The following is a 25,743-nucleotide window of genomic DNA, read 5'->3' as shown; positions in this document are numbered from 1 at the left end:
TTTAAAATTCTTGATAGCAGCTAAAAAGCCTATATGGAAATTCTATAATTTTTTAATTTTAGAAAAGATTGCTAACCAGTGAAAATACACTATATAATGCCTTTATAATGGGTTCTTAGAACGAGAGGAGAAAATGATGGCTAATAAAGCAAGTAAAAAAGGATTTGTCGTGGCAGGGCTTCTTTTAGGCATCCTTATGGCTGCAATGGATAATACCATTGTGGCAACAGCCATGGGGACAATCGTTGGTGATCTTGGAGGCCTTGATCAGTTTATTTGGGTAACCTCTGCCTACATGATCGCAAGTGTAGCCGGCATGCCGATATTCGGAAAGCTGTCGGATATGTATGGAAGAAAACGTTTTTTCATGGCGGGACTGCTTATTTTTATTGTCGGTTCCATTCTTTGCGGAACAGCGCATGATATGGTTCAGCTCAGCATTTACCGTGCCATCCAAGGGCTTGGAGGCGGGGCGCTGATGCCAATTGCCTTTACAATCATGTTCGATAGTTTTCCTCCTGAGAAGCGCGGAAAAATGTCCGGATTATTCGGAGCAGTATTTGGGATCTCAAGTGTTTTTGGCCCGCTCCTTGGCGCATATTTGACAGATTATCTCGATTGGCGCTGGGTTTTCTATGTGAACATCCCCCTTGGACTTGCTGCTCTGTTTTTTGTATTTCGATTCTATTTTGAATCGATGGAAAGAAGAGAGCAAAAAATCGATTGGGCAGGTGCCATTCTCCTTGTATCCTCTGTTTTATGTCTTATGTTTGCACTTGAACTTGGCGGAAAAGAAATTGATTGGACCTCCCCTCTCATGTTCTTATTATTTGGCGGATTTGCAGTATTTTTAGCCTTCTTTATTTATGTCGAAAAGAAAGCTTCTGATCCTATCATTTCATTCAGTCTTTTCAAAAACAGACTGTTTGCTGCAAGCCAGGGAGCAGGATTCTTTTATGGATCAGCGTTTATTCTCGGCACAATCTTTATTCCCATATTTGTACAAGGAGTTTATGGCGGCTCTGCGACCAATGCAGGTCTCATTCTTACTCCAATGATGCTGGGAAGTGTAGCTGGAAGCCAGATCGGAGGCGGCTTTGCTGCAAAAACGTCCTACAGAAATCTAATGATCATCTCAGCCCTTTTCTTTATTACGGGGATCTACCTCCTCAGCACACTTACTGCTGAAACACCTAGAATTCTTGTTACGGTATTTATGGCGATCATGGGACTTGGCGTTGGATTCTCCTTTCCATTGCTCAGTATGGCCTCGATCCACGGAATTTCTATGAGACAAAGGGGAACAGCGAACTCAACAAACGCCTTTTTCCGTTCCATCGGAATGACTCTTGGCATTACCATTTTTGGTACAATTCAAAATAACCTTTTTATTGATAAGCTGACAAAAGCGTTTCCTGACTTTTCCAAGTTCAGTCCTACAGGCGATACGAGAGCACTTTTATCTGCCAGTGCGAGAGCTAATATTCCTAAAGATGTGCTTGCACAAATTTCTAAATCGATGGCTGAATCCATTTCATCTATGTTTGGCTGGTCTTTAATTGCGGCAGTTCTGGCTCTGGTCTTTGTCCTTTTGATGCCTAACAACAGACTTGAAACAAGCCAAAAACCTTCTGCTGCTCATGCTATGAAAAAGCCTGGAATGGCTGAATGAATAAGTGCGGATAATTAATTCCTTCAATGAGAACAGCTGATAAAGCTGTTCTTTTTTCGAAATAATGATTGCCGCAGGTAATAGGTTAGTGAAAAAAATAGGTCTAAAGACCTTTACAATAATTTAACATTCAGAAAAATTTCCAAATCCGTTTTTTATAGTAAAATAGTAGTAATAAGCAAGGGATAAACAAGGAGACGGTAGTTATGATAAAGATTGGAGATATAATTGATCAGGTCCCTTCAGTCCATATACACACCAAGAGCAGCGAAGTTAACGGGCTGTTTGAAGACCAGCATGACCTTGAGGGAATTGTTGTTACCCAATCGGATGCACCGATTGGACTTGTGATGAAGTCTCATTTTTATCAGAAACTGTCCTCTAAATACGGTTATGATCTGTTTATGGGAAGGTCCATTGAACTTGTCATGGACAAACAACCTCTTATCGTAGATTATTTCGAATCATTAACAAAAGTCAGCTCTCTTGCAATGGAGCGCCTTCAGGAACATTTATACGATTATGTAATCGTTACCTTAAATAATCGTCTTGCAGGTGTGGTCAGCATTAAAACCTTACTGATTAAGTTTGCAGAGGTCCAGGTTAATATTGCGACCTACACAAATCCTCTTTCGGGGCTGCCTGGCAATGTGCTGATAGAAAATCAGCTAACGGAAATAATCGCTAAAAATGAACCTTTTACTTTTTTATATACTGATTTAGACCATTTTAAAACCTACAATGATACTTACGGTTTTAATAAAGGCGATCTTTTAATAAAGGAAACCGCAAGTATACTGAATAAATACATTTTGTTGAATGGAACAGAAAATGCTTTTGTCGGTCATATCGGCGGTGATGATTTCGTAGCGATTCTGCCTCATTATGAATTTGAGTCAGTGTGTGAATCCATCATTAAAGAGTATTCTATAAGGCTGAAACAATTTTATGACCCGTCTGATTGGGAGAGAGGTTCTATTTATACAGTTACACGTGACAACCGCTTTTTAGATATCCCGCTTGTTGCCCTTTCTATTGCAGTTGTCACTAACGAAGACAGGCAATTCAAAACGGTTGAAGAATTAAGCGGTATTGCGGCCAAAACTAAGAAACAATGCAAAACCAACCCCACCAGCTGTTTTGTCCGCTACATTGATGCACAAACAACAGTCTAATTAAAAAAGGACTTATTCATAATTGCCAAGCGCTTATGAATAAGTCCTTTTTTAACATCGCCTACCCATTCTTCATATTCTAATTGAGCAGACAATATGACTGGGAGGCAATGAAGTGGACAATTATAATCGTATGTTTCCAGGAGCTCCTCCTTTAGGTCCCGGCCAGGGCCAAGGTTTTCCAACTGGGGGACAGCCCCCTTTTCAGCCAGGATTTCCCGAAGGAGGATCAGGAAGACAGAGCCAGCCTGCTTTAGGTACTCCTCCAAGTGTCATTCCTCCTGAAGGGGTTTCTCTTTACGCTGTGGATCCTGGTTCCATTAGAGGTTGCTTATTCCGATACACATATATTCGGCTAAAGAGCGGAAGATCCTTTTGGTTTTATCCTGTTTACGCTGGAAGAACCTCTGTGGCAGGATATCAGTATAACCCGTATCAATATAGATGGTTTTACTCAGGCTATGATGTATCCCAAATCAGGTCTTTCTACTGTACCTGAATTAAAAAACAAGGACTGATTCATTAAAAAGTGCGTCACACTTTTTGAGTCATGTCCTTTTTTATTTTTTTGGAATTTAAGGGAATGAGGACAGCGATGGAGCTTCCTCTCCATCTCAATGTGAATGTGAATGACTTCTCCTGCTTCTTCCATTCTTGTAACTACAGCTTCCTTAAATCCTGGCAAATTCGATAAAATCCATACATACGCGGACCCAATCTTTTTACTTGTTTCTCGAAAATTCAATTATAAAGAGAATTGGTGGCTGCGCGTTTTTTTATGTCGAATTTGTTTCTCAACCCAACAAATATTATAGAGCCAGAAAAAATGCTAAAAATTCTATCCGAGAACTTAATTATGCCCATATAAAAGTGCCGGCCCTTTTCAGGCCAGCACTTGATTATGCTATTCATTTTATCTTTAAATGAAAGACTGTCTCATTAGCTTCCCTTTTTTTCTTGTTTTCATCGTTTCCATAAACTCTTCCCGTCTCACGGCCTGCGCATAAATTTTATCAATTTCCTGTTTGTAAAATTTCATATGTTCCAGTGTAAGTGCATTAAACATTTCATTTTTAAGCTTTTGAACAATGACAACTTCTTCAGCAGTCAACAACGTTTCATCTTTTTGCATATCGCGCATCCTCTTTCCATGAGGTAGTATATTTCATTATTCGTCAAGCCTCATTCGTATAAGGGGGTCGATTTATAATTTTGAAGATTTATTATATCGGAAGTATCCTTTTTTCCAAAAGAAGATAATCATTCCTCCTCCAATAACGGCCATCACCCCTAAGGCAATGAAGTAACCGTATTTCCATTTAAGCTCAGGCATGTTTTCAAAATTCATTCCATACAAACCTGCTATAAAAGTCAGAGGCAAGAAAATGGAAGAAATGACAGTGAGCGTCATCATAATCCGATTCATTTTCTCCGAACTGATCGATAAATAGCTGTCACGAATATCGGCAGTCAATTCCCGATTGGCATCAACCATTTCCACAAGTTTAAGCAAATGATCATAAACATCCTGTAGATAAATTTCTTTTTCCTTTAATTTGCTTAGTCTGGTTGATGATATCATCCGATACAGCAGATCACGCATAGGTATAATTGTTCTTCTAAGTTTATAAAGATCAGAACGAATCGAGAAGACTTGGTCCATTAGAACACTGACTGTCTGCCCTTTTGTGTTTTCTTCAATTTCATTCAGAAGATCTTCCATTTTATAAACCGGAGGAAAATAATCATCAACTAAACTATCCAGTATTTGATACATAATCTGCATCGGACCTGTCTGTAAATGAGGTTCCTTTTTCACTTTCAGAAAAAGATTATTCAAATCCCGTACAGAGCTTTTATGGTAGGAAACAATATATTGTTCACTCACAAATAAATCGACTTCTTCAGCTGCAAGGTTTTTATGGTTAATAGAATGAAGGACTAAAAAATAATAATCATCATAAAAATCTAACTTAGGGCGCTGTACAAATTCTACACAGTCCTCAATGGCAAGGGGGTGAAAGCGGAAAAATCGGGAAAGAATTGTTATTTCCTGCTCTGTTGGGGCTTGAAAGTCAACCCAAAACCATTTTATTTCTTTATTTTTTAATGATCTGAGGGGCAGATCGTAAAGTACTTCTCCTGTTGTATTGATAGCTAAGGTTCGGATCATTAAATTTCCAACTTTCTCTGTACAATTGCTTACTAAAGGGTATACCCCCGTAAAAACATTTTAAACCATCAACAGTAAAAACAAGCAACAATTTAAAAGTAATGTTAAAATAATGTCAAAGATTGTTCAGAAAAAAGGTGATTATATGGAACATTTAATTCAGCCCAGAGTAAAAAACATTGAAATATCAGGAATCCGAAAATTCTTTAACCTCGTAGCTGATTATGAGGATGTTGTCTCTCTTACAATTGGACAGCCGGATTTTTTCACTCCGCATCATGTTAAAACGGCTGCTAAAGAAGCTATTGATGCGAACTTCACTTCTTATACTCAAAATGCCGGTATAATTGAGCTTAGAAAAGCAGCCTGTCATTTTGTTCAGGAGAAATACCAGCTTCACTTTCAGCCTGAAGATGAAGTTATCGTGACATCAGGTGCCAGCCAGGCTATAGATGTAGCACTCAGAACCATATTGGAGGAAGGGACGGAAGTAATTCTTCCAGGACCTGTTTATCCGGGATACGAGCCGATTATCCGCCTATGCGGTGCTACCCCGGTTATTATAGATACTTCTCTTCACGGATTTAAATTGAAAGCTGATTTGATTGCATCACGTCTCACAGAGAAGACCCGGTGCGTTATTCTTCCCTACCCTTCCAATCCGACAGGAGTCATAATGGATGAGCAGGAACTCAAAGATATTGCGGCACTTCTTAAAGGAAAAGATATCTTTGTTCTTTCAGACGAGATCTACAGCGAGCTGGTCTTCAGGGGACGGCATGTCTCAATCGGCACCATGCTTCCGGAACAAACAATTGTCATTAACGGCCTTTCCAAATCACATAGTATGACAGGCTGGAGAATTGGATTTCTATTTGCAAGAAAAAACATCATTAAGCATATGCTGAAGGTTCATCAATATGGGGTATCTTGTGCTTCCTCCATTTCGCAAAAAGCTGCTTATGAAGCTTTAACAAACGGCATGGACGACGCAATTGTGATGCGAGAACAATACAGCAGACGCATGAGGTATGTTTATGAAAGGCTGCTTGAAATGGGAATAGAAGCAGAAATGCCAAGCGGGGCATTCTACCTGTTTCCTTCTATTCATCGATTTGGTCTTTCCTCCTTTGACTTTGCTATGTCGCTTGTCAGCGACGGCGGTGTGGCACTTGTTCCAGGCAGCGCCTTTTCTCATTACGGCGAAGGGTATGTCCGACTCTCCTATGCATACTCCATGGAAAAACTGGAAGAGGCAATGAATAGGATGGAAAAATTTCTGGCGAATGTAGCCAGATAATCTTTTTAAGAAGGCTTACCCAGCGGTTCATTCATTAGATGAACCGCTTTTATTTATGGGAAGAGTTATGGTAAAGCACGTCCCTTTCCCAATTTGGCTTTCCACATGAGTTGTTCCATTATGGTTTTCAATAATTTTATAAGTAATCATGAGGCCAAGCCCTGTACCTTTTTCTTTCGTTGTATAAAAAGGCTCTCCCATACGTTTTAAAACATCTTGAGGTATTCCTTTTCCCGTATCCTTAACGAGAATAATCAGGCCGCTTTGTTCTACTTTCGTCTCAATAATAATTTTTCCGCCTTGAGGCATTGCATCAATGCCGTTTTTGATTAAGTTTATAAATACCTGCTTTAATTGGTTTTGATCGCATTTAATATGCAGGTCTTTTATCTCATGATGCTGCTCAATAGCAACATTATTCAGATTCGCTTGGGTTTCTAGCAGGGTGGATATTTCCTGCAGCAAGGTGCGTACGTGAGTGGATTTAAATACACTTTCTTGAGGCTTGGCAAGTAAGAGAAGTTCGCTTAATATCAATTCAATGCGGTTTAATTCAGAAAATACGATGTCATAGTAAGTATCTGTTCCGTCTGAAGGCTTCATTAGCTGCAAAAAGCCTTTTATTGCTGTCAGCGGATTACGGATCTCATGAGCAATCCCTGCAGCCAGCTGGCCTGCGACAGACAATTTTTCTGATCTTAACATAAGTTCTTCTGTTTTCTTTCTGTCAGATATGTCCCTCATGATAACCTGAACAGCAGGCTCGCCAAAAAAAGTAGTTGGAATGCAAACAGCCTCTGTATAGATAATAGAACCTGAAAATGTTATCCAGGACTGCTTAATGACTTCAACCTCACTGTCCCCATTTAGAATTCTTTCAAGAGAATCCTTTGTATGCTGCTGTTCCTCTTTTAGCATGTACAGAAAAATACTTCGTCCAAGGACATCAGGGTAGTCACTCGCTTTAAAAAGATTGACGCCCGACTCATTCATAAATACCCAATTAAAATGGTGGATAACTGCAATCGTATCTATGGAATTTTGAATGAGTTTTTGGTAGCGCTCCCTGCTTTTCTGAAGTATTTTCTGAAATTTTTTTCTAGAAGAAATATCAATTAATACAACAAGCTCTGCATTTTCCCCATTAAAGTTAGCCGAGTTGGATTTGAGCTCCACATCAACATGTTTTCCATCAAGACGCTTCCATGTTTGTTCGATTAATCCTACAAATGATTGATTTTGAATTCTGTTTATATAGGTTTTTGTAATTTCATGATAATCTTCATGGATAAATTCAAAAGAACTTCTGCCAATCAGCTCTTTTGAAGACTCTGCCCCCAATAAAGCAACCATTGATTTGTTCACATACCGAATATGTCCATGAACAGATATAAACACAGGAGAAGGCAGCAATTCAAGCATTTTTAATTCATCTTCCTTGAGAGGCATTTCCTTATTCATTTCAGTAAATCTTTCTTTCGGAATCATTAAAAAAGAAGGCCAATATGGAATGCTGTCACACATTTTCATTTTGATGATAATTTCCCGGTCATCAGTCCCGATTTTGTTTTGAATAAAATCAACTGTGGTTTCTACCCAAACATAGTCGAGAGTTTTTTTGCGAAATCGGAACGCACAAGGATAAAGATGATGATCATTATAAAAATAGCTTTCCACTAAAAAATTGTCTTCTGAATGAATCATATCTTTCATATATCTCCCAATCAGCTCATCCTGCATATATCCAAAATGCTCAAATGAGTTGGATGAAACGAACAGAATTTTGCCGCTTGGAGAAACAACAGCGTACAAATCCACCTGCTCTACAACAGCTGTATGATTAACCAGCCTTTGACTCATAACCCATTCCCCCTTCATTAACGGAAAAAGCACTTTACTGAGTCCAATATAGCTTCTATATCAAGTTAATTAATATCCATGTATTACCAAACCTATTCGGTAGGCAGCTTGAAATTCCTTCATTAAAAACGAATTATTTAAAATCGAAAAATGCTGCCATAATGGCAGCATTCCTTTTAATGCATTCCTTTATATTCACCTTGATTTTTAGCAGCTTTTTCTTTTTTTGCCTTTTCATGATGCATTTCATTTGTATCATGGCTGCCATCTTCATGGCTGAATTCAGAATCGATCACACTTGAATCAAATCCTTGCTTACTCTTTTGATCAGGATTTGTTTTTCGTTTTGGCATCATTTAGCCCCCTTCTTCATTTCTCATTATTATGTAAAAAGAAGGCTTGCATTATTCTATTCCTGAAAAGCCTTCATCATATTGGAGGCATGTGAAACAGCACCGCCAGAGCGAAGAAGTGAAGCTACCATGATGGCTTCTGCAAGCTCTTCTTTTGAATTGCCCTCTTTTTTAGCATATTGAGTATGCATGTCAATGCAATAAGGGCATTCTGTTGTATGGGCGATCGCTACAGCAATCAATTCTTTAAGCTTTGCGCTTAAGCTTCCTGATTTAGTTGCAGCTCCGAAAAACGCTTTTGCAGATTGCTGAATTTCAGGTAAGAGATCTCCTTTTTGAAACACATCTTGAAGATCCGCTTTATTATAGTAGGTTTCTGATTTTTTACCGTCGTAGCTATTGTGCATTTGAAGCCTGTGCGTAAAAGCTCCCCCAGCTTCTAAAGCTGCTGTTACCATCACACCTTCAAAAAGCTCTTCAAGGGTGGCACCCGCCTTTTTGGCACTCTTTGTATGGCTGTCAATGCAATAAGGGCACTCAGTAGCATGAGCCACCGCAACCGCAATAATTTCTTTTTCTTTTTTACTCAAATGTCCTTCACTCATCACAGCTTGGCTGAAGGCTTGATATGCTTTGTATGCTTCAGGTGCAAGCTCAGGGAATTTCTCCATCAGTTTGTAATTTTCCTTACTATAGAAATCGCTCATATTCGTTCAGCTCCTTTTTCAATGTCACTATATATTTCACCTATTAAGGATCCGTTAAACAAAAAAGAAGAGCATTTCTGCTCTTCTACTGACCTGTTTTACTATCTTTATAAACAACATCCTTTGGATCCTTTGCCTGGGCATATTGTTTTTGAAGGGAAATATAAGCTCTTACTACTCTGTCTGCGATTTTCAAGTTTGCTCCAGAGCTCATACCATATGGAACAACTACGCTAAAGGAAATTTCAGGGTTGTTTGATGGGTAGTAGCCGATAAAATTGACGTTTTCAGAGTAAACACCATTTTTTCTTGTTTGGGCAGTACCCGTTTTTCCTGAAACATCTAAACCTTGGAAAACAGAATGTGCTGTACCTTGCGAACCTTTCGTAACCATATGAAAACCTTGCTTAACCCGGTCAATATCTCCTTGAGGACTGTCAATTCTGTTTAAAAAATTTGTATTTTGCTGTTTAATTACCGGACCGATTGTATCCTTATCAGATGGCTGATGTACGGAAGAAAGGATATGCGGCTGAATGCGATAACCATTATTCGCAATGGTTGATACATATTGGGCCAGCTGCAGCGGGGTATATGTATCAAATTGTCCGATTGCAAAGTCCAATAGCTGTCCATAGGTGGCTGGAGGGGCCTGAAACCCTTTGGATTCATTCGGCAGATCAATTCCAGTCTTTACTCCAAGACCAAACTGGCTGAAGTGATTGCGGACATATTGTAAGTCTTCGGCATTTCCTGGGAATTTCATATTTCTCTTATATGGAGGTGCTCCAATAATTTTAAGCATCGTTTTCCACATATATACGTTAGAGCTTCGTTCAAGAGCTGTAATATCATTAATGTTCCCCATTGGGGCACCATGAGATTTTTTTAAACTTGTACCTGCTAACTTTATTGGTTCATCTCTAAATACAGTGCCGTGCTGCAAACCTTTGCTGTAACCAGTTAAAAGAGTAGCTCCTTTTACAACTGAACCCATTGGATATTGGGTAGTAAAGGTTCCAGGTGAATATTCCTGAACACCTTTAGAAGTGATTTGCTTTCCTGCAAGACTCAGCACTTCACCTGTATGCGGGTCCATTACTGTTACAAATGCACTATTTAAAAATTGCGGAGTTACTGCGCTTTTCTTACCATTATACAATTCTTCTGTGATTATCTTTTCTACTTGTTTTTGCAATTCCATATCAATCGAAAGCTGCAGGTCATAGCCTCTGCTTCCTGGATCAACGACTTTTTCAGTTACAGGATTGCCTTTACTGTCTGTTACATATTCAACTTGTGACTTCTTCGGTTTTAAATATTGCTCATATTCTGATTCAAGATACCCTTTTCCTACCCTGTCGTTTTTGGCATAGCCCATTGATTCAAAATAATCCTTCCGTTCAAGCGGGATCCCTTGCTCTGGAGTGGTAACACCGCTTAACAGGCTACGCATTACCTTGTCATAGGGATAGACGCGATCCCAATCAGTAATCACATTTACACCTGGGAGGCTTTCCAGATTTTCAGCCACTTTCGACATTTCTGTTTCTGATAAAACATCAACTGAGTTCTTTTTAGCAGGAACGTTGTTTGATTTAACTAGCTGAGGCTCGTAAGCATAGCCGGAAGAAAATTTCTTGTAGATGACAGCGACATTCTTTTCATGGTTATCATTTTTCATTCTGTCAATCTCTGCCTGAGGAACTCTTGCCAGCTGAATCTGATAGGTTTCTTTCGGAGTCTTTTTTAGTTCTGCTTTCGTTAAAAGCTTCCCAGCTTCATCAGGATGTGATGCAAGCCAGTAATCACGGTAATCACGATCCTTCAGTTTACTTGCAGCAATTGGCATTGAAATCATTGTGGCAAGCTTCTTTGCTGTAGCTACTTTATCTTCAGCTTTGGTTTTGCTTTCAACTGTATAAGTAATCTCTTCTACACTTTTGTTATCTACGATGACACGTCCATACCTGTCATACATTTTGCCGCGCGGAGCAGGATAAGAGGCGATATTTGCATCGGTTTTGGTAACTACCTTTGTGTACTCTTCCCCTTTGACAATTTGGATTACGCCCAAACGAAGGACTAAAGCGACAAAGAGCAGAAATACGACGAAGAAAAAGACATTGATTCGCATCTGTCTTGATTTTTTCGACTTCCGATGCTCAGTGGTTCGTGCGTTTTGTTGTTCAGTCAATCCTCACGTTCTCCCTTCTATATGTAAAAATAGCCATTATTCGACTGTGTTCATCATAATACTTCCCTATTGTAACACTTGCTTAACAGTTGTCACATACCTAAAGACCTAAATTTGCTGTCAAGGGTCTATTTTATGAAATCAATACTAGTGAAGGAAAATTATTGAAAAAAAAATCGAGAGGACTCACAGGTGTTTTTTTAAAAAACCTTTATTTATCAAGCTTTTGGAAGATAGGATATCAAAATAATTCTCAAGTTATTTGTCAATGGAAAACTGTGGTTCTAATATTACAGAAACCTCATGTTATGATGTTTTTGGCAAGAGAAAACAACAAACTTATAGGAGGCTACAACATATGAATATTAAGAAATCTTTCGTTCTATCAGTTGCAGCTGCAGCTACTCTATTTACTTTCCAAGGTGCAAATGGAGCAAACGCACAGGAACTATCCCAGCAGAACGTTCAGCAAAAAATTGCTGAAGTGGGAAATGTAAGTCCAGAACAAGTTAACAATCTACTAAAAGGGCAAATTGACCCTCAACAAATACAAGAACTACTAAAACAGCAGCAAGGAGCAAACGGCCAGCAAGGTCAAGATCAGCAAGGCCAACAAGCTCAGCAGGGCGAGCAGGCTCAAGGACAACAAGGTCAGCCTTGCCCTTACCAAGCTCAAGCTCAGCAAGGCCAAGATCAGCAGCAGCCTGAACAAGCTCAAGCGCCTCAAGGTCAGCAAACTGAACAAAAAGCTCAAGCACCAGTTCAAGGACAATCAACTGCGCAGCCAGAAAAGCAAGCAGCTGACAAGTCTTCTCAAAAATCAGATTCACAGGCTAAGAGCTTAAGTGAATTCGAGAAAAAAGTAGTAGAATTAACAAACGCAGAACGTGAAAAACAAGGTTTGAAACCTTTGCAAGCAGATGAAAAACTAAGCCAGGTGGCACGTGCTAAATCTGAAGATATGCAGAAAAACAACTACTTCGATCACCAAAGCCCGACTTACGGTTCTCCATTTGACATGATGAAAAAATTCGGAGTAACTTATCAGTCTGCCGGCGAGAACATCGCAATGGGACAACAAACTCCTGAAGAAGTAGTAAAAGCTTGGATGAATAGTGAAGGTCACCGTAAAAACATTCTTAACCCTGACTTCACTAACATTGGAGTAGGCTATGCGAAAGACGGCAACTACTGGACTCAAGAGTTCATCGGTAAGTAATTCATAGCTTCATTGAATAAGAGATAGCGGGTTTTCCTGCTATCTCTTTTTTATAGGCTGTTTTCGCAATGCTTGATGATATTCGTAAAGGATTAGAACATGATGAAGAAAAGCTGCGTGGCATCTTTTCTTAAAATTCACAGACGCATAGTGATTCAGAAACAGCTTAATTAGAAGTAAAAAAGCAACCAAGTTTAACCTTTTTATATTTCCTACACAATATTTAATTTTTCCAAAGCTTGTACAAAGCATGTGTTCCACTATTTTCCTCTCCTGCATCCTTAAGTTCCTCATACAATTTTTTTGCTAATTCAAGGCCAGGTAACTTTAACTGAATAGCCTCTGCTTCTTCCAGCGCTATTCCCATATCCTTAATAAAATGCTTTACATAAAAGCCCGGCTCAAAATTTTCATCTAATATACGAGGGGCAAGATTGCTAAGTGACCAGCTTCCTGCTGCACCTGCAGAAATGCTTTTCAGTACCGTTTCAGGATTAAGACCAGATGCCTCTGCGTAAGCAATGGCTTCACATACGCCAACCATATTCGAGGCAATCGTGATTTGGTTGCACATTTTTGTATGCTGGCCAGCACCGGCTTCTCCTTGATAAACCACATTTGAACCCATTCGTTCGAAAACGGAAAGTGCTTTATCAAATGCTTCTTTGTCGCCCCCAACCATAATAGCAAGCCGTGCTTCTCTTGCTCCGATATCACCTCCTGAAACTGGTGCATCTAGAGAATAAATCCTTTTCTCACTCGCTGCTTTATGAATTTCTCTCGCTAAAGAGGGACTTGAGGTTGTCATATCAATCACAATGGTATCAGGTCTTGCATGATCTAAAATTCCATTTTCCTCTAAATAAACTTCTTTGACATCCTGTGGATAGCCAATCATCGTAATAACTACATCAGCAAATGAAGCGGCCTCTCCAAGCGTTTCTGCCCATTTAGCCCCTTCATTTATTAAAGGCACCGCCTTTTCTTTCGTCCGTGTATAAACCACAACCTCATGACCTGCCTTAAGCAGATGAAGAGCCATATTCTTTCCCATAACTCCTGTACCGATAAATGCGATTTTTTCCAAAATTCATCTCTCCTCAAATCCTTATTCTTAACTGTTTTCGCGAAGATTTTTGCAATCTCTACAAATGTACAGCATGTTTTTAAGTCTCAGCTTCGTTGCATCTTTTCTTAAAGTTTGACCCAGTATCATTGGCTGGCTTGATTGAAAGATAATGAAAAAGCCGCAAAGTTTAAGAAAAGAGCCTTTTTATTAAATGGATTTGACTAATCCGCCATCAACTAACAGAGTCTGTCCTGTTACGTATGAATTAGCATCAGATAGCAAAAATGCTACATAGTTTGCAAATTCTTCTGGTTTTCCGTAGCGTCCTAAAGGAATTTTAGCAAGCTGCTGACGTTCCATCTCTTCCTTGGAGATGCCGAGTTTTTCAGCCCCGATTCCGTCCAGATATGTAATACGGTCTGTAGCAATTCTGCCGGGAGCCACTGTATTCACAAGGATATTGTAGTCAGCGAATTCCTGAGCAAGCGTCTTTGTTAAACCAGCTATTCCTAAACGGAATGTATTGGACAATAGCAAGTTTGGAAGCGGTTCTTTAATAGATGAGGATGCAATATTCACAATTTTCCCGCCGTCCTCTCTCATATAAGGAAGAACTTCCCTGATAATACGTATGTAACTTAGCAAATTTAATTCAAATGCTGATTGCCAGACTTCATCCGAAAGTTCTTCAAATGTTCCTGCAGGAGGACCGCCGGCATTATTGACAAGCAAATCGATGGAACCAAACTCTTCTGCAGCTGTTTTTACAAGCTGTTCAATATCCTCTTTTATTGTAATATCGCATCTGGAATGAATAATGCGACCTGAACCAATGTAGGATAGCTCTTTTTGAAGAACCTTTAGTTTTTCCTCATTCCTTCCTGTCAGGATTACATTAGCACCTTCCATTGCAAGTTTCTCAGCAACAGCTAATCCAAGTCCCTGACTTGATGCGATAACTAAAGCAGTTTTATGGGCAAGACCTAATTCCATGATAAGCACCTCTCCTTTTATCTTAATACCTTTTATTTTACCAATAGAGTACTGAAAAGCGCCAATAGGAAGAACAGGACCACCTGAAAATAATGATTCACCATAAAAAGACGGTGAAAACGGATGATTTATCGATGGAGGATTAGATTTATGAGCGCTGAGCCGAATTTTAGAGCGCTCATCTGATATTTCGAGCGGATACGACGTTTTATGAGCGCTCAGCTGAATTTCAGAGCAGACACTGAAATTTATATGCGCTCAGCCGAATTTCTGAGGGACACTGGAATTTATGAGCGCTCAGCCAAATTTCTGAACGGACACTGAAATTTATGAGCGCTCAGCCAAATTTCTGAGCGGACACTGAAATTTATGAGCGCTTAGCCGAATTTCTGAGCGGACACTGAAATTTATGAGCGCTCAGCCGAATTTCTGAGCGGACACTGGAATTTATGAGCGCTCAGCCGAATTTCTGAGCGGACACTGAAATTTATGTGCGCTCAGCCGAATTTCTGAGCAGACACTGAAATTTATGAGCGCTCAGCCAAATTTCTGAACGGACACTGAAATTTATGTGCGCTCAGCCAAATTTCTGAGCGGACACTGAAATTTATGAGCGCTCAGCCGAATTTCTGAGCGGACACTGAAATTTATGTGCGCTCAGCCGAATTTCTGAGCGGACACTGAAATTTATGAGCGCTCAGCCGAATTTCTGAGCGGACACTGTATAGAGCTAAAAAAGAACGGGCAGCAGCCCGTTCAGGTAAAATATTCGATTTTTGCATTAGGAAAGTAATGATCCACATAGGATTCTAATGTTTCCCGCAAATCCTGTTCCTCGTCTTTTTGATAAATATATTTTCCGATCCCATATCTTCCCCATTTATATCTTCTTTCTTCTTCATCCATTTCAAGCTTGGTTTTTGGATAGTTTTTTTCAATGACCCTTTTAGCAGGCTTTGTAAAACGATGCTGGATCATTTCAAAAGTAACATCTTGCTGGAGATCTTTCGGTATGGCATCGTGGAGCTTGTTAAACAGCTCTTTGTAACCTTCCTGCCATCCTTCATGGATGTAGATCGGAGCCACAATAAAGCCAAGCGGATAACCGGCTTTTGCAATCTTTACTGCCGCTTCAATTCTTTTTTCCAGCGGAGAAGTTCCAGGTTCGAAATTTTTAATAACATAGTCAGCATTTATACTAAAACGAAATCTGGTTTTTCCATTATGCTCGGCATCCAGCAAATGATCGACATGATGAAATTTCGTAACAAATCTGAGCCTTCCCATATCCGTTTTGCCAAAGTATTCAATGGCTTTTTTCAAGGAGTGGGTTAAGTGGTCAACACCGACAATATCTGAAGTACAGGATGCTTCAAACCGCGTCATCTGTGGTGCGCGCTCTTCCATGTATTCCCTTGCTCTGTCAAAGATTTCGTCAATGTTGACATACGTTCTGATATAGGGTTTGCTCCCCATCGTCGTTTGGAGGTAGCAATAGTGGCAATGCCCCATACAGCCTGTGGCAAGAGGAATGGCATATTCCGCAGATGGCTTTGAGCTGTCAAAATTTAATGTTTTTCTAACCCCAATTACTAGGGTGGATTTAGCATTACGGTATTGCTGCAAGTGATTTTTCCCAGGGATATCTCTTACTTGATTATGTGAGGTCGTATTACGGATTTCCAGACCCAAATCCTCAAATTTTTTCTTTAATTCAACTCCAAGCGGATATTCCAGAGCTCTTGGCTCTATATAAACCAGCTGAGGCATAAACGGTTTAATCATATTTTCCCATCCTCTACTTTACAAGCATTAATAATGTTATTTTTGCTGTTAGAGGACGAAATATCCTTTTCAACTTTTGGCAATAGGGTGACCTGGAAGTGTGCTGCAGCAGAAGCTAATATGCTGCAGGCTCCTTAGTCAAATTGCCGGTAATCAAACAGCTCATTATATAGTTCCTCAGCTTCCTCATATGAAGAAAAAATGGCATCTTCTTCTGTCAGAGGGTGATAGGAATTATGTACAAAGAGGGCAACATCCTCTTCATTTCTCGGATGGGGAACAATTTCAGCTTTTTCTATATTTGCTACATTGGCAGCATGGGGGTTTCTGTAGATCACAAATACTTTATCACCATTTTTCAGATTGCGTTTTTCAAGCACCATATTCACCCTTTTCTCTATAAGCTATTTCTTATTTTGCCAAGAGGAAGGTATTTTATGATCTGAGAATATTCATTCTTTGTGCTGGTTAAGTATGTTGATGACATTGTACCTTTTCCTTCTTTGCTCTCAATTTCTATAATTCCATTATGCTGATTAATGATCTTTTCGGTGATTTCGATTCGAAGACCTGTGCCTTTTTCTTTTGTTGTAAAAAATGGAGACCTGCTTTTCTGTAATGTTTTCTCACTCATTCCAGCACCGTATCTGCAATCGTAATGACAATTTTATATGATAATTTTTGTCTAGCGCTTATGTATATGGATCCCTTGTCTAATATGGCATCACATGAGTTCTAAAATAAATTTGTTTAATACCTGCTTTATCTGGCTGCGTTCTCCGTAAATCGTCATTTCTTCTTCGCTGGAATAACCAAAGGAAGGATTTGTCTTTCTTATCTGCAGAAACTTAAGTGTTTTTTTATTATTTCACAAAAAAAGAGAGACTCGAGAGTCTCTCTTTTTTCATTACACATTAAATGTTTCTTTTACAAAAGACACAACTTCTTCTGTCGTTGACATACCAATAACTTTTTCTTTGAAGGAAGCTGCTTCCTCTTTGGAAAGGTTCTTAATTTGAGAGCGGGCAGGAAGAATAGAAGTTGCACTCATTGAAAACTCATCAAGACCAAGTCCTAAAAGCAATGGAATAGCAATTGGATCTCCAGCCATTTCACCGCACATGCCAACCCATTTTCCTTCTTTGTGTGCCGCTTCAATGACAAGCGTTACAAGACGAAGGATCGCTGGATTGTATGGCTGGTACAGGTAAGAAACTCTTTCGTTCATACGGTCCGCTGCCATTGTATATTGTACAAGGTCATTCGTACCGATACTGAAGAAATCAACTTCTTTTGCGAAGGCATCAGCCATTACAGCTGTTGAAGGAATTTCTACCATCATGCCAATTTCAATGTTACCTGAAATTTCTATATTTTTCGCTTCAAGCATTTGCTTTTCTTCAAGCAAAATCGTTTTAGCCTGTCTAAACTCATCAACAGTGGCAATCATTGGGAACATGATTCTCAAATTGCCGTATATGCTTGCACGAAGCAATGCACGAAGCTGTGTTCTGAAAATATCCTGTTCTTCGAGACAAAGGCGAATCGCACGGAAGCCAAGGAATGGATTCATTTCTTTCGGCAAATGAAGATAAGGAAGTTCTTTATCTCCTCCGATATCCAGAGTACGGACAACGACAGGCTTGCCTTTCATATTTTCAAGAACAGATTTGTAAGCTTCGAATTGCTCATCTTCCGTAGGAAGCTGATCTCTGCCCATGTAAAGGAATTCAGTACGGTAAAGTCCGACAGCTTCTCCGCCGTTCTCAAGAACCCCTTTAACATCCTTAGGTGTACCGATGTTTGCAGCAAGCTCAACATGCTGGTTATCTTTCGTTACAGTCGGCTCGTTAACAAGCTTGGCCCATTCTGCTTTTTGAAGATCATATTTTTCCTTTTTTGAAACGTATGCTGCAAGCATTTCATCTGAAGGATCAATAATAACTTCACCATCAAGACCGTCTACTATCACAAGTGTACCGTTTTTGATTTGAGAAGTAGCTTCCTTTGTACCGACAACAGCAGGAATTTCCATTGAACGGGCCATAATGGCTGAATGGGAAGTTCTGCCGCCGATATTTGTTGTAAACCCTTTAACAAATTGGCGGTTCAGCTGTGCTGTATCAGAAGGAGTCAAATCTTCTGCAATAATGATAACTTCTTCAGAAATCATGCTGGGGTTTGGAATTTCCACTCCAAGAAGGTGAGCAACAACACGTTTTGTTACGTCGCGAATGTCTGCTGCACGCTCCTTCATATATTCATTGTCCATTGATTCAAACATGCTGACAAACATATCAGCTGTTTCTTTCAATGCAAATTCCGCATTGACTTTTTCATTCTGAATTTTATCTTTTACAGGATTTAAAAGCTCTGGATCGCTCATTACAAGCAAGTGTGCAGCAAAAATATCTGCTTTATCCTTGCCAAGCTCTCTCATGGCATGTTCCTTAATCTTTTCAAGCTCGTTTTTTGATTTAATAATAGCCTCATCAAACCGTGTTACTTCAGAAGCAGTATTTTCAATTGCTTTTTTATCCACAGTTAATACCGGCTCTTCCAAGCGGTAAGCTTTCGCTACCGCAATACCGGCAGAGGCTCCGATACCCTTAAGATGCAGCATTATTCTCCTAACCCCTCGTTTTTCATTGTTTCTTCAATTGCAGCAACTGCTTCAGCTTCATCAGAACCATTAGCTGTAATTTTAATTTCAGCATCTTTAGCGATTCCAAGGGACATAACACCCATAATGGATTTCAAGTTTACAGTTTTACCGTTGTATTCAAGGTTTACATCTGCGTCGAATCTTGAAGCGGTTTGAACAAGAACGGTTGCCGGACGTGCGTGTATTCCAGTTTCTGCAGTTACTTTAAATGTTTTTTCAGCCATGATTAATCAAACTCCTTTTTATTCCTATTTACTTGTACAATAAATAATCATATCAGCCGCACATGCCATCTGACAAGCGCGGCGCAATGATGACATTATTTTTCAATTTTGATGATGTTTTTCTGTTCAGCCTTAATGCTGCCATTAGCCTCAATTTTAATACTTTCGCCTTCTTTAAGGTTAGTAAAAACAATCGGGGTCATAATGGACGGTGCTTTTTCTTTTACAAGTTCAAGGTTAACTTCCAAAAGCTTTTGACCTTGTTTTACGATGTCGCCTTCAGAGATAAATGATTCAAAGCCTTCCCCTTTTAGGGTAACTGTATCAATACCCACATGAATTAATATTTCTCTGCCGTTATCAGCAAGAATTCCAATAGCATGCTTTGTAGGGAAGATATTCAGAATTTTTCCATCCACAGGAGATACGATTATTCCTTCAGCAGGAAGAATTGCAAAACCGTCACCCATCATTTTGCCGGCAAATACTTGATCCGGAACATCTGTGATCGGATGAATTTCACCAGTAATCGGTGAAACAAAGTTATCTTCTTTGATTTCATTTTGAAGTGCGCCTGGAATCACTTCTTCTACCTGCTGCTGTACATCTTCCTTTGGATCGTGAACCGGTACAGGGCGAGGCGTTTTCCCTGACATAACGTCTTGAATCTGGGTTTTCAGATTATCTGACTTAGGTCCAAAGATTGCTTGGATGTTGTTTCCTACTTCCAGAACCCCAGAAGCTCCAAGTCTTTTTAACCGGTCTTTGTTAACATCCTTCACATCGTTAACAGAGACGCGAAGACGAGTGATACATGCATCGAGATGCTTAATATTCTCTGATCCGCCTAGTGCTTCAAGGACATTGTAAGGAAGATCTCCTGCTGAAGCTGGAGCATTGTTTTTGTTTTCTTCTGATTCTACAACAGCATCTTCTCGGCCGGGAGTTTTCAAATTAAACTTGCGGATTGCAAAACGGAAACCGAAATAGTAAATCACTGCAAGAACAAGACCTACTGGAATAACCAGCCACCATGCTGTTCTGTTTGGCAAAATACCGAACAGGATGTAGTCAATAACACCGCCTGAGAAAGTCATACCAATTTTTACATTCAACAGCTGCATCACCATGAAAGAAAGTCCTGCGAATACAGCATGGATACCGAATAATACTGGTGCGACGAAAAGGAAACTGAATTCAAGAGGTTCTGTAATCCCTGTCAGGAATGATGTCAAAGCAGCAGAACCCATAATACCTGCTACATATTTTTTATTTTCAGGACGAGCTTCGTGATAAATCGCAAGTGCCGCTGCAGGAAGTCCAAACATCATGAACGGGAATTTACCAGTCATGAATGTTCCAGCAGTCAATGGCACTCCGTCTTTAACCTGCGCCATGAAGATATGCTGGTCACCGCGGATCAATTCGCCGGCTTTATCTGTATACTGTCCAAATTCAAACCAGAATGGAGCGTAGAAAATATGGTGCAATCCAAATGGAATCAAGGAACGCTCAATTATACCAAAGATCAAGGCTGCAAGAGTCGGGTTGGAAGCCAGAAGCCCGTTTGAGAACGCATTCAAAGCACCCTGAATCGGAGGCCACACAACAAGCATAATCAGACCTAAAATCAGAGCAGAAATCGCTGTTATGATTGGTACGAAGCGTTTTCCTGCAAAGAACCCAAGATATTGCGGAAGTTCAATTTTAAAGAATCTGTTGTACATATAGGAAGCAAGAACTCCAATAATAATACCCCCGAATACCCCTGTTGCAAGAGTTGGTATTCCAAGCATCTTAATATATTCCGGGTGTCCGGCTTTGAAAAATTCAGCCTGCTGCATAGCATCTGCCGGAATTTTTCCTGTAGTCGTTAAAACAGCACTCATTGTTACGTTCATAATAAGATATCCAATGATGGCAGCAATACCAGCTACACCATCTCCAGCGAGCCCAATCGCTACCCCTACTGCAAATAAAAGAGGGAGATTAGAGAATACGATATCCCCTGAAGACTCCATTACTTTAGCAATCATCGTGAAAGTGCCATTTGTTAATGCAGGAATCTTACTTGTCAGCTGCGGGTTTTGCAATGCATTACCAAAAGCTAAAAGGATACCTGCTGCCGGCAAAATTGCAACCGGAAGCATTAATGCGCGTCCAATTTTCTGCAGAACGCCGAAAGCGTTTTTAAACATCCCGATAACCTCCTTGAGAATATTTTGTGCATACAGCTGGAAAAAAAACCAAAGTATTTTTGAACCATTCCCTAAAATACAAGCGTTTACATTTTGCTCGTAAAACACAAAAAAGGCATGGTGAATCAAGGCTGCAATAGTTAATTGATTAAAGATGGATACCTTTAAACAAACTATCGCCCACAAACCTTGTACACTCATGCCTGATCGAATCAGTAACACGTTTACGGCTGTAAACTAAGATATTTTATTGGATAAACGGTATAAATGCATTGTTAAATATACTGCTTCTGCTTCATAAACTGGTTTTTTTAACACTTGCTGCATCACTTTAACGAGTTTCCAAGCAGTATTATAGCATAGCGGATATTCCTTTTTCAACAAATTTGTAATCTTTTCTGGTTCCATCAATTTTTCTCCTGCATTCACCCTGTCAATCGTGTAGCGAATGTGCCGAACAAGCCTCATGTAATCAACGCTTTCTGTGTCGATATCGATCTTCATTGATTCCTCAATGACATTCGTCAGCTTTGAAATAAGCTGAGAATACTGATTGATTTCTGATAGAGGCTTATTCGTTGCTGCTCCGTGAATGTGCAATGCGATAAAACCTACCTCCCCTTGCGGAAGCTTAATTAACAGCTTGTCCTCAATCATTTCAACTACTTTTTCAGCAATAAGAAATTCTCTCGGATACAGCGAGCGCGTCTCGTTTAAAAAAGGGTTCTTCACGTCTATGCCTTGCTGAAGTCTTTTTAACGCAAAAGCAATATGATCTGTAAGGCCGATATGGATATGCTCATTGAGCGGCAGGTTCATTTCAGAGGTTATATAATGAATCACGTCATTCATGATTGCAATGATTTCCTCATCGATATGCGGCAAAAGCTTTATATATTGTTCTTGTTCTTTTTCACTTTTTAGAACAAACATTTTTTCATAGGTTTCCTTATTAAGCTGATCACCCTTTGCTTTGCCAAAACCAATCCCTTTGCCTATTAAAACAACCTCGCCAAGCTGTTCATGATCCGCAATCAGGACATTGTTGTTTAACGTTTTTTTTACAATAAAGTGCTCTTCCACTTCCACGAATCTCCCCAGCTCCTTTATAAGCTTCGACCCTACAAATAGTACAAATGTTTTACGCAATCGTCAACATACAGCAATTTTATTTCCTTACCTATTATCCTAGGAGGGTATTAACGCGTCAAAAAAAAGAAATGTACAAGTCCTGTACATTTCCTACATTGTGGTGAGCCAGAAAGACTATTAGCATGTGTTTTAAATCAGGCAAAAGAATATATTTTTTCACGCATTTGGACTAGCATCGGGGCATCTTTTCCTAAAGTTTTGACATCCCAATGGTTTAGAAGGCTAAATATAGGGTCATGAGCAACAAAGTTTAAGAAAAGAGCCAAAAAAATTGATTGAAACCGGCAAAAATTTACTTAGGAGCCTCCATACCTGCAAGAGCCCACTCTTCTTTTGCAGGACCATACACTCCAGGTACATTCAAACCGGCTTGGCGCATCAAGACAGTCATTTGCCCTCTGTGGTGGGATTGATGCTGAATCATGAAAAACAAATGCATGCCGACCGGTAAAACTCTATCAAAAAAAGGCCGTTCTTCCAGTAAAATTTCGTCTGTCCACTGGTCTTTGACTGCTTCTGCCAGATTTTTTGTTTCGGTTTGATATTCATTTGCAATGATGCTGGCAGAGCCAGGCACCTCATAATCTGCCTTCAGCCCTTCTACTTGAAGGCCAGCGCGGGAAGCAAGATTTTTTGGCGCAACAGCAATATGCCATGCAATCCGTCCAAGTGTCCAGTTTTCCGATGTAATCAAAGCTGCTGCAGTGATTCATCTGTTAGCCGATTCATTACCTTCTGTGTTCTTTCTGCCTCGAACTCCCATGTTTTCAAAAATCCGCTGACTGTTTGAAACATCTTCGTCCCCTCCTTATTAATTTTCACTTCATCCTTTACTACATCAACTGTTAATTTCCTTCATTTACCATAAAATAATTTTGGCTGAATGCACTAAGCATTACTGCGATAACGAAGACGCTCTTATAAAACCTTTCTTGTTTGCGGAAACAACAGCCTGGAACACTCAGCCCAAAGTGACTTTAGGGAAAATGCGATAAAAAATAAAAATGGAGCTGACCCAAAAAGTCTTTTGACTGATAGGGCAGCTCTTTTTTAATAGCTTTTTTCTTAAAACATAGTTGTATTTTATCTAATTAAGTGAATTGATTTTAATAAAAGGGACAACGAAACTAATCTTGATCGGTCTTTGTCCATGAGAATAATAGAAGCAATCTTTGCCAAAAGTCTATTTTTAACTTAAGAAGCCTCTCGGGCTGTTTTTAAATTTCGATTGTTCTGCCGTCAAGAGAGCTTTGGCGTGCAAGCTCAATGAGCTTAATGGTCTGCGCGGCCTGTTCAGCCGTTACAGCTGGGTCTCTGCTATCTTTAATAGCCTGGCAAATATTTTCATAAAAAGATTGATAGCTGCCTTTAAGGGTTTGGACTTTTCCTCTGTATTGAAGGCGGCCAACTTCGCTGTTTAACAAGCCCCAATTGCCCTCTGAATCTTCGCCAAATCCCGGATCGGAAGGAAGTGATCCAGCACGGAGCGCATTCTCCTGAGGATCCATTCCATACTTAATAAAGGAGCCTTTCGTTCCATGTATTTGGAAATGCGGACCCTGTTCTTTAACAAGCATGCTCGCCTTCAATGTTGCAGTCAGCTGATCATAGTGCAGCCTGATATCAAAAGCATCGTCAGTGTTCGTAACTTTCCTCTCGTTTCTGATCTCCGCTGTAATCGCCTTTGGCATTCCAAACAATACAACAGCCTGATCGATTAAATGGGAACCAAGATCATATAGAATACCCGATCCCGGCCTGTCCTGTTCACGCCAATTTTCCTTTGCAAAATTGCGGAATCTGTCAAAGTGAGCTTCGTAAGACACTACATCACCGATGGCACCCGACTGAATCAATTCTTGAATTGTTAGAAAGTCGCCATCCCATCTTCTATTCTGATACACACTTAAGACAAGGTTTTTCTTCTTTGCTAGTCTTGCAAGTTCATGCCCTTCTTCTGAGTGCACAGTAAAAGGTTTTTCAGCCACTGCATGTTTTCCTGCTTCAAGCACCTGTTTTATCATAGGAAAATGCTGCTCGTTTGGTGTTGTTATAACGACAAGTTCAATGCTTTCATCCGAAAGAAGCTCGTCCAGTGAACGGACGGATTCAACATACGGATATCTTTCTTCCGCTTTTTTTGAATGTCTTTCTACTACTTTCACAAAATCAATCTGAGAAGAAGAATGCAGAAATGGTGCATGAAATGCTTGTCCTGATAAACCATATCCAACAAGCCCTGCCCGGATTTTTTCCATCAGAATCACCTCTAAAATCAGCATAGCAGAATCATGGTGAAAACGGTAATGAAAACATATTTTAAGAATGAGAATTTGATTATAGAGTAATCAGCTGATAAAACACTTTAAGTTGTGCTATACTGAAAAAAATGCGGTTGCTTTCTTAAACTTATCTGGAGATTAAAAAAACTGCCGTAAAGCAAAAAAATGAAGGCTGCCTAGATGCTGCAACATCTAAACAAGCCTACAAGTGCAGTCAATATCCTAAAAAAGCAATAGCTAACGTCCTTTCCTTCCAGGTTTTTGGAAGGCTATTTTTTTTTCTGAAAAGTAAGGATTGCGATAACCAATGAACCAAAGGTCATCATCACAACCAGGCTTTCAAAAACGGACACGGAAACACCCCCTTTCATTCAAGGGAATCCATAAACAATCAGGATAGATGGCTGCATGTCCATTTTAACATAAATTTCATAAAACAGAACATACGTTTGTTTTATTTATTATCTTCATGTGTGTTGTAACCATATACGAATAGCAACAATCTTTACGAAAAACAGCCAAAAAAAAAGAACACTTTTAAGTGTTCACAGACTGTCGACAAACTCCTCGATTTTGAGGAGGATGTTGGCAGTTTTTTTGTATAATGAAAGAAGTAACTAGTGAGGTGATTGAAATGCTGTCTAAAAATAATCAAATGAATCGTGATCAAATGGAGATGATTACCCTCGAACAGTTGGTTCCAGAGGAACATCTTGTTC

22 protein-coding genes and 1 pseudogene are annotated in these 25,743 nt (G+C 39.7%); 5 read left to right on the top strand and 18 right to left on the bottom strand.

Annotated features, from left to right (window positions below; genetic code table 11):
* Positions 1 to 133 precede the first annotated feature (133 nt).
* The 3 genes from ACOT8F_RS00115 (at position 134) to ACOT8F_RS00105 (ending at position 3,346) form a co-directional block, all read left to right on the top strand.
* The gene (locus ACOT8F_RS00115) at positions 134 to 1,672 is read left to right on the top strand and encodes an MDR family MFS transporter (protein WP_421649518.1); all 1,539 of its coding nucleotides are present in this window, start codon (positions 134 to 136) and stop codon (positions 1,670 to 1,672) included.
* A 206-nt stretch (positions 1,673 to 1,878) separates the two neighbouring features.
* Positions 1,879 to 2,847, top strand: coding sequence for a GGDEF domain-containing protein (locus tag ACOT8F_RS00110; RefSeq protein WP_421649517.1), 969 nt, complete (start codon positions 1,879 to 1,881; stop codon positions 2,845 to 2,847).
* Between the two features lie 115 nt (positions 2,848 to 2,962).
* On the top strand, positions 2,963 to 3,346 hold the full coding sequence (locus ACOT8F_RS00105; protein ID WP_421649516.1) for a transporter: 384 nt from the start codon (positions 2,963 to 2,965) through the stop codon (positions 3,344 to 3,346).
* A 420-nt stretch (positions 3,347 to 3,766) separates the two neighbouring features.
* Here the strand turns inward: ACOT8F_RS00105 and ACOT8F_RS00100 are convergent, their stop codons facing one another.
* Both ACOT8F_RS00100 and corA read right to left on the bottom strand, forming a co-directional pair.
* The gene (locus ACOT8F_RS00100; RefSeq protein ID WP_421649515.1) at positions 3,767 to 3,979 is read right to left on the bottom strand and encodes a hypothetical protein; all 213 of its coding nucleotides are present in this window, start codon (positions 3,977 to 3,979) and stop codon (positions 3,767 to 3,769) included.
* Positions 3,980 to 4,051: 72 nt separating this feature from the next.
* A complete protein-coding gene (gene corA / locus ACOT8F_RS00095; protein ID WP_421649513.1) occupies positions 4,052 to 5,020 on the bottom strand; it encodes a magnesium/cobalt transporter CorA in 969 nt (322 codons plus the stop codon).
* A 145-nt stretch (positions 5,021 to 5,165) separates the two neighbouring features.
* Between corA and ACOT8F_RS00090 the strand changes: the two genes are divergently transcribed.
* Complete coding sequence (locus ACOT8F_RS00090; protein ID WP_421649511.1) at positions 5,166 to 6,320, top strand: aminotransferase A; 1,155 nt, start codon at positions 5,166 to 5,168, stop codon at positions 6,318 to 6,320.
* 27 nt (positions 6,321 to 6,347) lie between these two features.
* Here the strand turns inward: ACOT8F_RS00090 and ACOT8F_RS00085 are convergent, their stop codons facing one another.
* The 4 genes from ACOT8F_RS00085 to ACOT8F_RS00070 all read right to left on the bottom strand — a co-directional run bounded on the left by ACOT8F_RS00085 (position 6,348) and on the right by ACOT8F_RS00070 (position 11,377).
* The gene (locus tag ACOT8F_RS00085) at positions 6,348 to 8,180 is read right to left on the bottom strand and encodes a PAS domain S-box protein (RefSeq protein WP_421649510.1); all 1,833 of its coding nucleotides are present in this window, start codon (positions 8,178 to 8,180) and stop codon (positions 6,348 to 6,350) included.
* 176 nt (positions 8,181 to 8,356) lie between these two features.
* On the bottom strand, positions 8,357 to 8,536 hold the full coding sequence (locus tag ACOT8F_RS00080; protein WP_421650046.1) for a hypothetical protein: 180 nt from the start codon (positions 8,534 to 8,536) through the stop codon (positions 8,357 to 8,359).
* Between the two features lie 53 nt (positions 8,537 to 8,589).
* On the bottom strand, positions 8,590 to 9,240 hold the full coding sequence (locus ACOT8F_RS00075) for a carboxymuconolactone decarboxylase family protein (protein WP_421649509.1): 651 nt from the start codon (positions 9,238 to 9,240) through the stop codon (positions 8,590 to 8,592).
* A gap of 85 nt (positions 9,241 to 9,325) precedes the next feature.
* Positions 9,326 to 11,377, bottom strand: a complete 2,052-nt coding sequence (locus ACOT8F_RS00070) for a peptidoglycan D,D-transpeptidase FtsI family protein (protein ID WP_421650003.1) — start codon at positions 11,375 to 11,377, stop codon at positions 9,326 to 9,328.
* 424 nt (positions 11,378 to 11,801) lie between these two features.
* Here ACOT8F_RS00070 and ACOT8F_RS00065 point away from each other — a divergent pair, with 424 nt between their 5' ends.
* Positions 11,802 to 12,656: a CAP domain-containing protein gene (locus tag ACOT8F_RS00065; protein ID WP_421650002.1), complete on the top strand. Its 855-nt coding sequence runs from the start codon at positions 11,802 to 11,804 to the stop codon at positions 12,654 to 12,656.
* Positions 12,657 to 12,879: 223 nt separating this feature from the next.
* Here ACOT8F_RS00065 and ACOT8F_RS00060 read toward each other — a convergent pair whose 3' ends face one another.
* The 12 genes and pseudogenes from ACOT8F_RS00060 to ACOT8F_RS00005 form a co-directional block, all read right to left on the bottom strand.
* Positions 12,880 to 13,743 carry an NAD(P)-dependent oxidoreductase gene (locus ACOT8F_RS00060; RefSeq protein WP_421649508.1) on the bottom strand — a complete coding sequence of 288 codons (864 nt, stop codon included), beginning with the start codon at positions 13,741 to 13,743 and terminating at the stop codon, positions 12,880 to 12,882.
* Between the two features lie 189 nt (positions 13,744 to 13,932).
* Entirely contained in the window at positions 13,933 to 14,718 is a 786-nt protein-coding gene (locus ACOT8F_RS00055) for an SDR family oxidoreductase (protein ID WP_421649507.1), read from the bottom strand.
* A gap of 756 nt (positions 14,719 to 15,474) precedes the next feature.
* The gene (gene splB / locus ACOT8F_RS00050) at positions 15,475 to 16,503 is read right to left on the bottom strand and encodes a spore photoproduct lyase (protein ID WP_421649506.1); all 1,029 of its coding nucleotides are present in this window, start codon (positions 16,501 to 16,503) and stop codon (positions 15,475 to 15,477) included.
* Positions 16,504 to 16,637: 134 nt separating this feature from the next.
* A complete protein-coding gene (locus tag ACOT8F_RS00045) occupies positions 16,638 to 16,886 on the bottom strand; it encodes a transcriptional regulator SplA domain-containing protein (protein ID WP_421649505.1) in 249 nt (82 codons plus the stop codon).
* Between the two features lie 14 nt (positions 16,887 to 16,900).
* A complete protein-coding gene (locus ACOT8F_RS00040; RefSeq protein ID WP_421649504.1) occupies positions 16,901 to 17,137 on the bottom strand; it encodes an ATP-binding protein in 237 nt (78 codons plus the stop codon).
* Positions 17,138 to 17,410: 273 nt separating this feature from the next.
* Positions 17,411 to 19,126: a phosphoenolpyruvate--protein phosphotransferase gene (gene ptsP, locus ACOT8F_RS00035; RefSeq protein ID WP_421649503.1), complete on the bottom strand. Its 1,716-nt coding sequence runs from the start codon at positions 19,124 to 19,126 to the stop codon at positions 17,411 to 17,413.
* Entirely contained in the window at positions 19,126 to 19,392 is a 267-nt protein-coding gene (locus ACOT8F_RS00030) for a phosphocarrier protein HPr (protein ID WP_421649502.1), read from the bottom strand. The genes ptsP and ACOT8F_RS00030 overlap by 1 nt, the downstream gene beginning before the upstream one ends.
* Before the next feature lie 95 nt (positions 19,393 to 19,487).
* Entirely contained in the window at positions 19,488 to 21,590 is a 2,103-nt protein-coding gene (gene ptsG / locus ACOT8F_RS00025; protein ID WP_421649500.1) for a glucose-specific PTS transporter subunit IIBC, read from the bottom strand.
* 237 nt (positions 21,591 to 21,827) lie between these two features.
* On the bottom strand, positions 21,828 to 22,673 hold the full coding sequence (glcT, locus tag ACOT8F_RS00020) for a glucose PTS transporter transcription antiterminator GlcT (RefSeq protein ID WP_421650001.1): 846 nt from the start codon (positions 22,671 to 22,673) through the stop codon (positions 21,828 to 21,830).
* 361 nt (positions 22,674 to 23,034) lie between these two features.
* Positions 23,035 to 23,537 (bottom strand): annotated as a pseudogene (locus ACOT8F_RS00015) (DinB family protein).
* Positions 23,538 to 23,959: 422 nt separating this feature from the next.
* Positions 23,960 to 25,000: an oxidoreductase gene (locus ACOT8F_RS00010; RefSeq protein ID WP_421649499.1), complete on the bottom strand. Its 1,041-nt coding sequence runs from the start codon at positions 24,998 to 25,000 to the stop codon at positions 23,960 to 23,962.
* A gap of 293 nt (positions 25,001 to 25,293) precedes the next feature.
* Entirely contained in the window at positions 25,294 to 25,395 is a 102-nt protein-coding gene (locus tag ACOT8F_RS00005) for a putative holin-like toxin (protein ID WP_421649498.1), read from the bottom strand.
* Positions 25,396 to 25,743: the final 348 nt, after the last annotated feature.

The sequence above is a fragment of the Chryseobacillus diguaensis genome (assembly GCF_049220665.1).
Taxonomy (GTDB): Bacteria; Bacillota; Bacilli; order Bacillales; family Bacillaceae; genus Metabacillus_B.
Note: the sequence above shows the minus strand (reverse complement) of the source record. Positions and strands in the feature narration are given on the sequence as shown.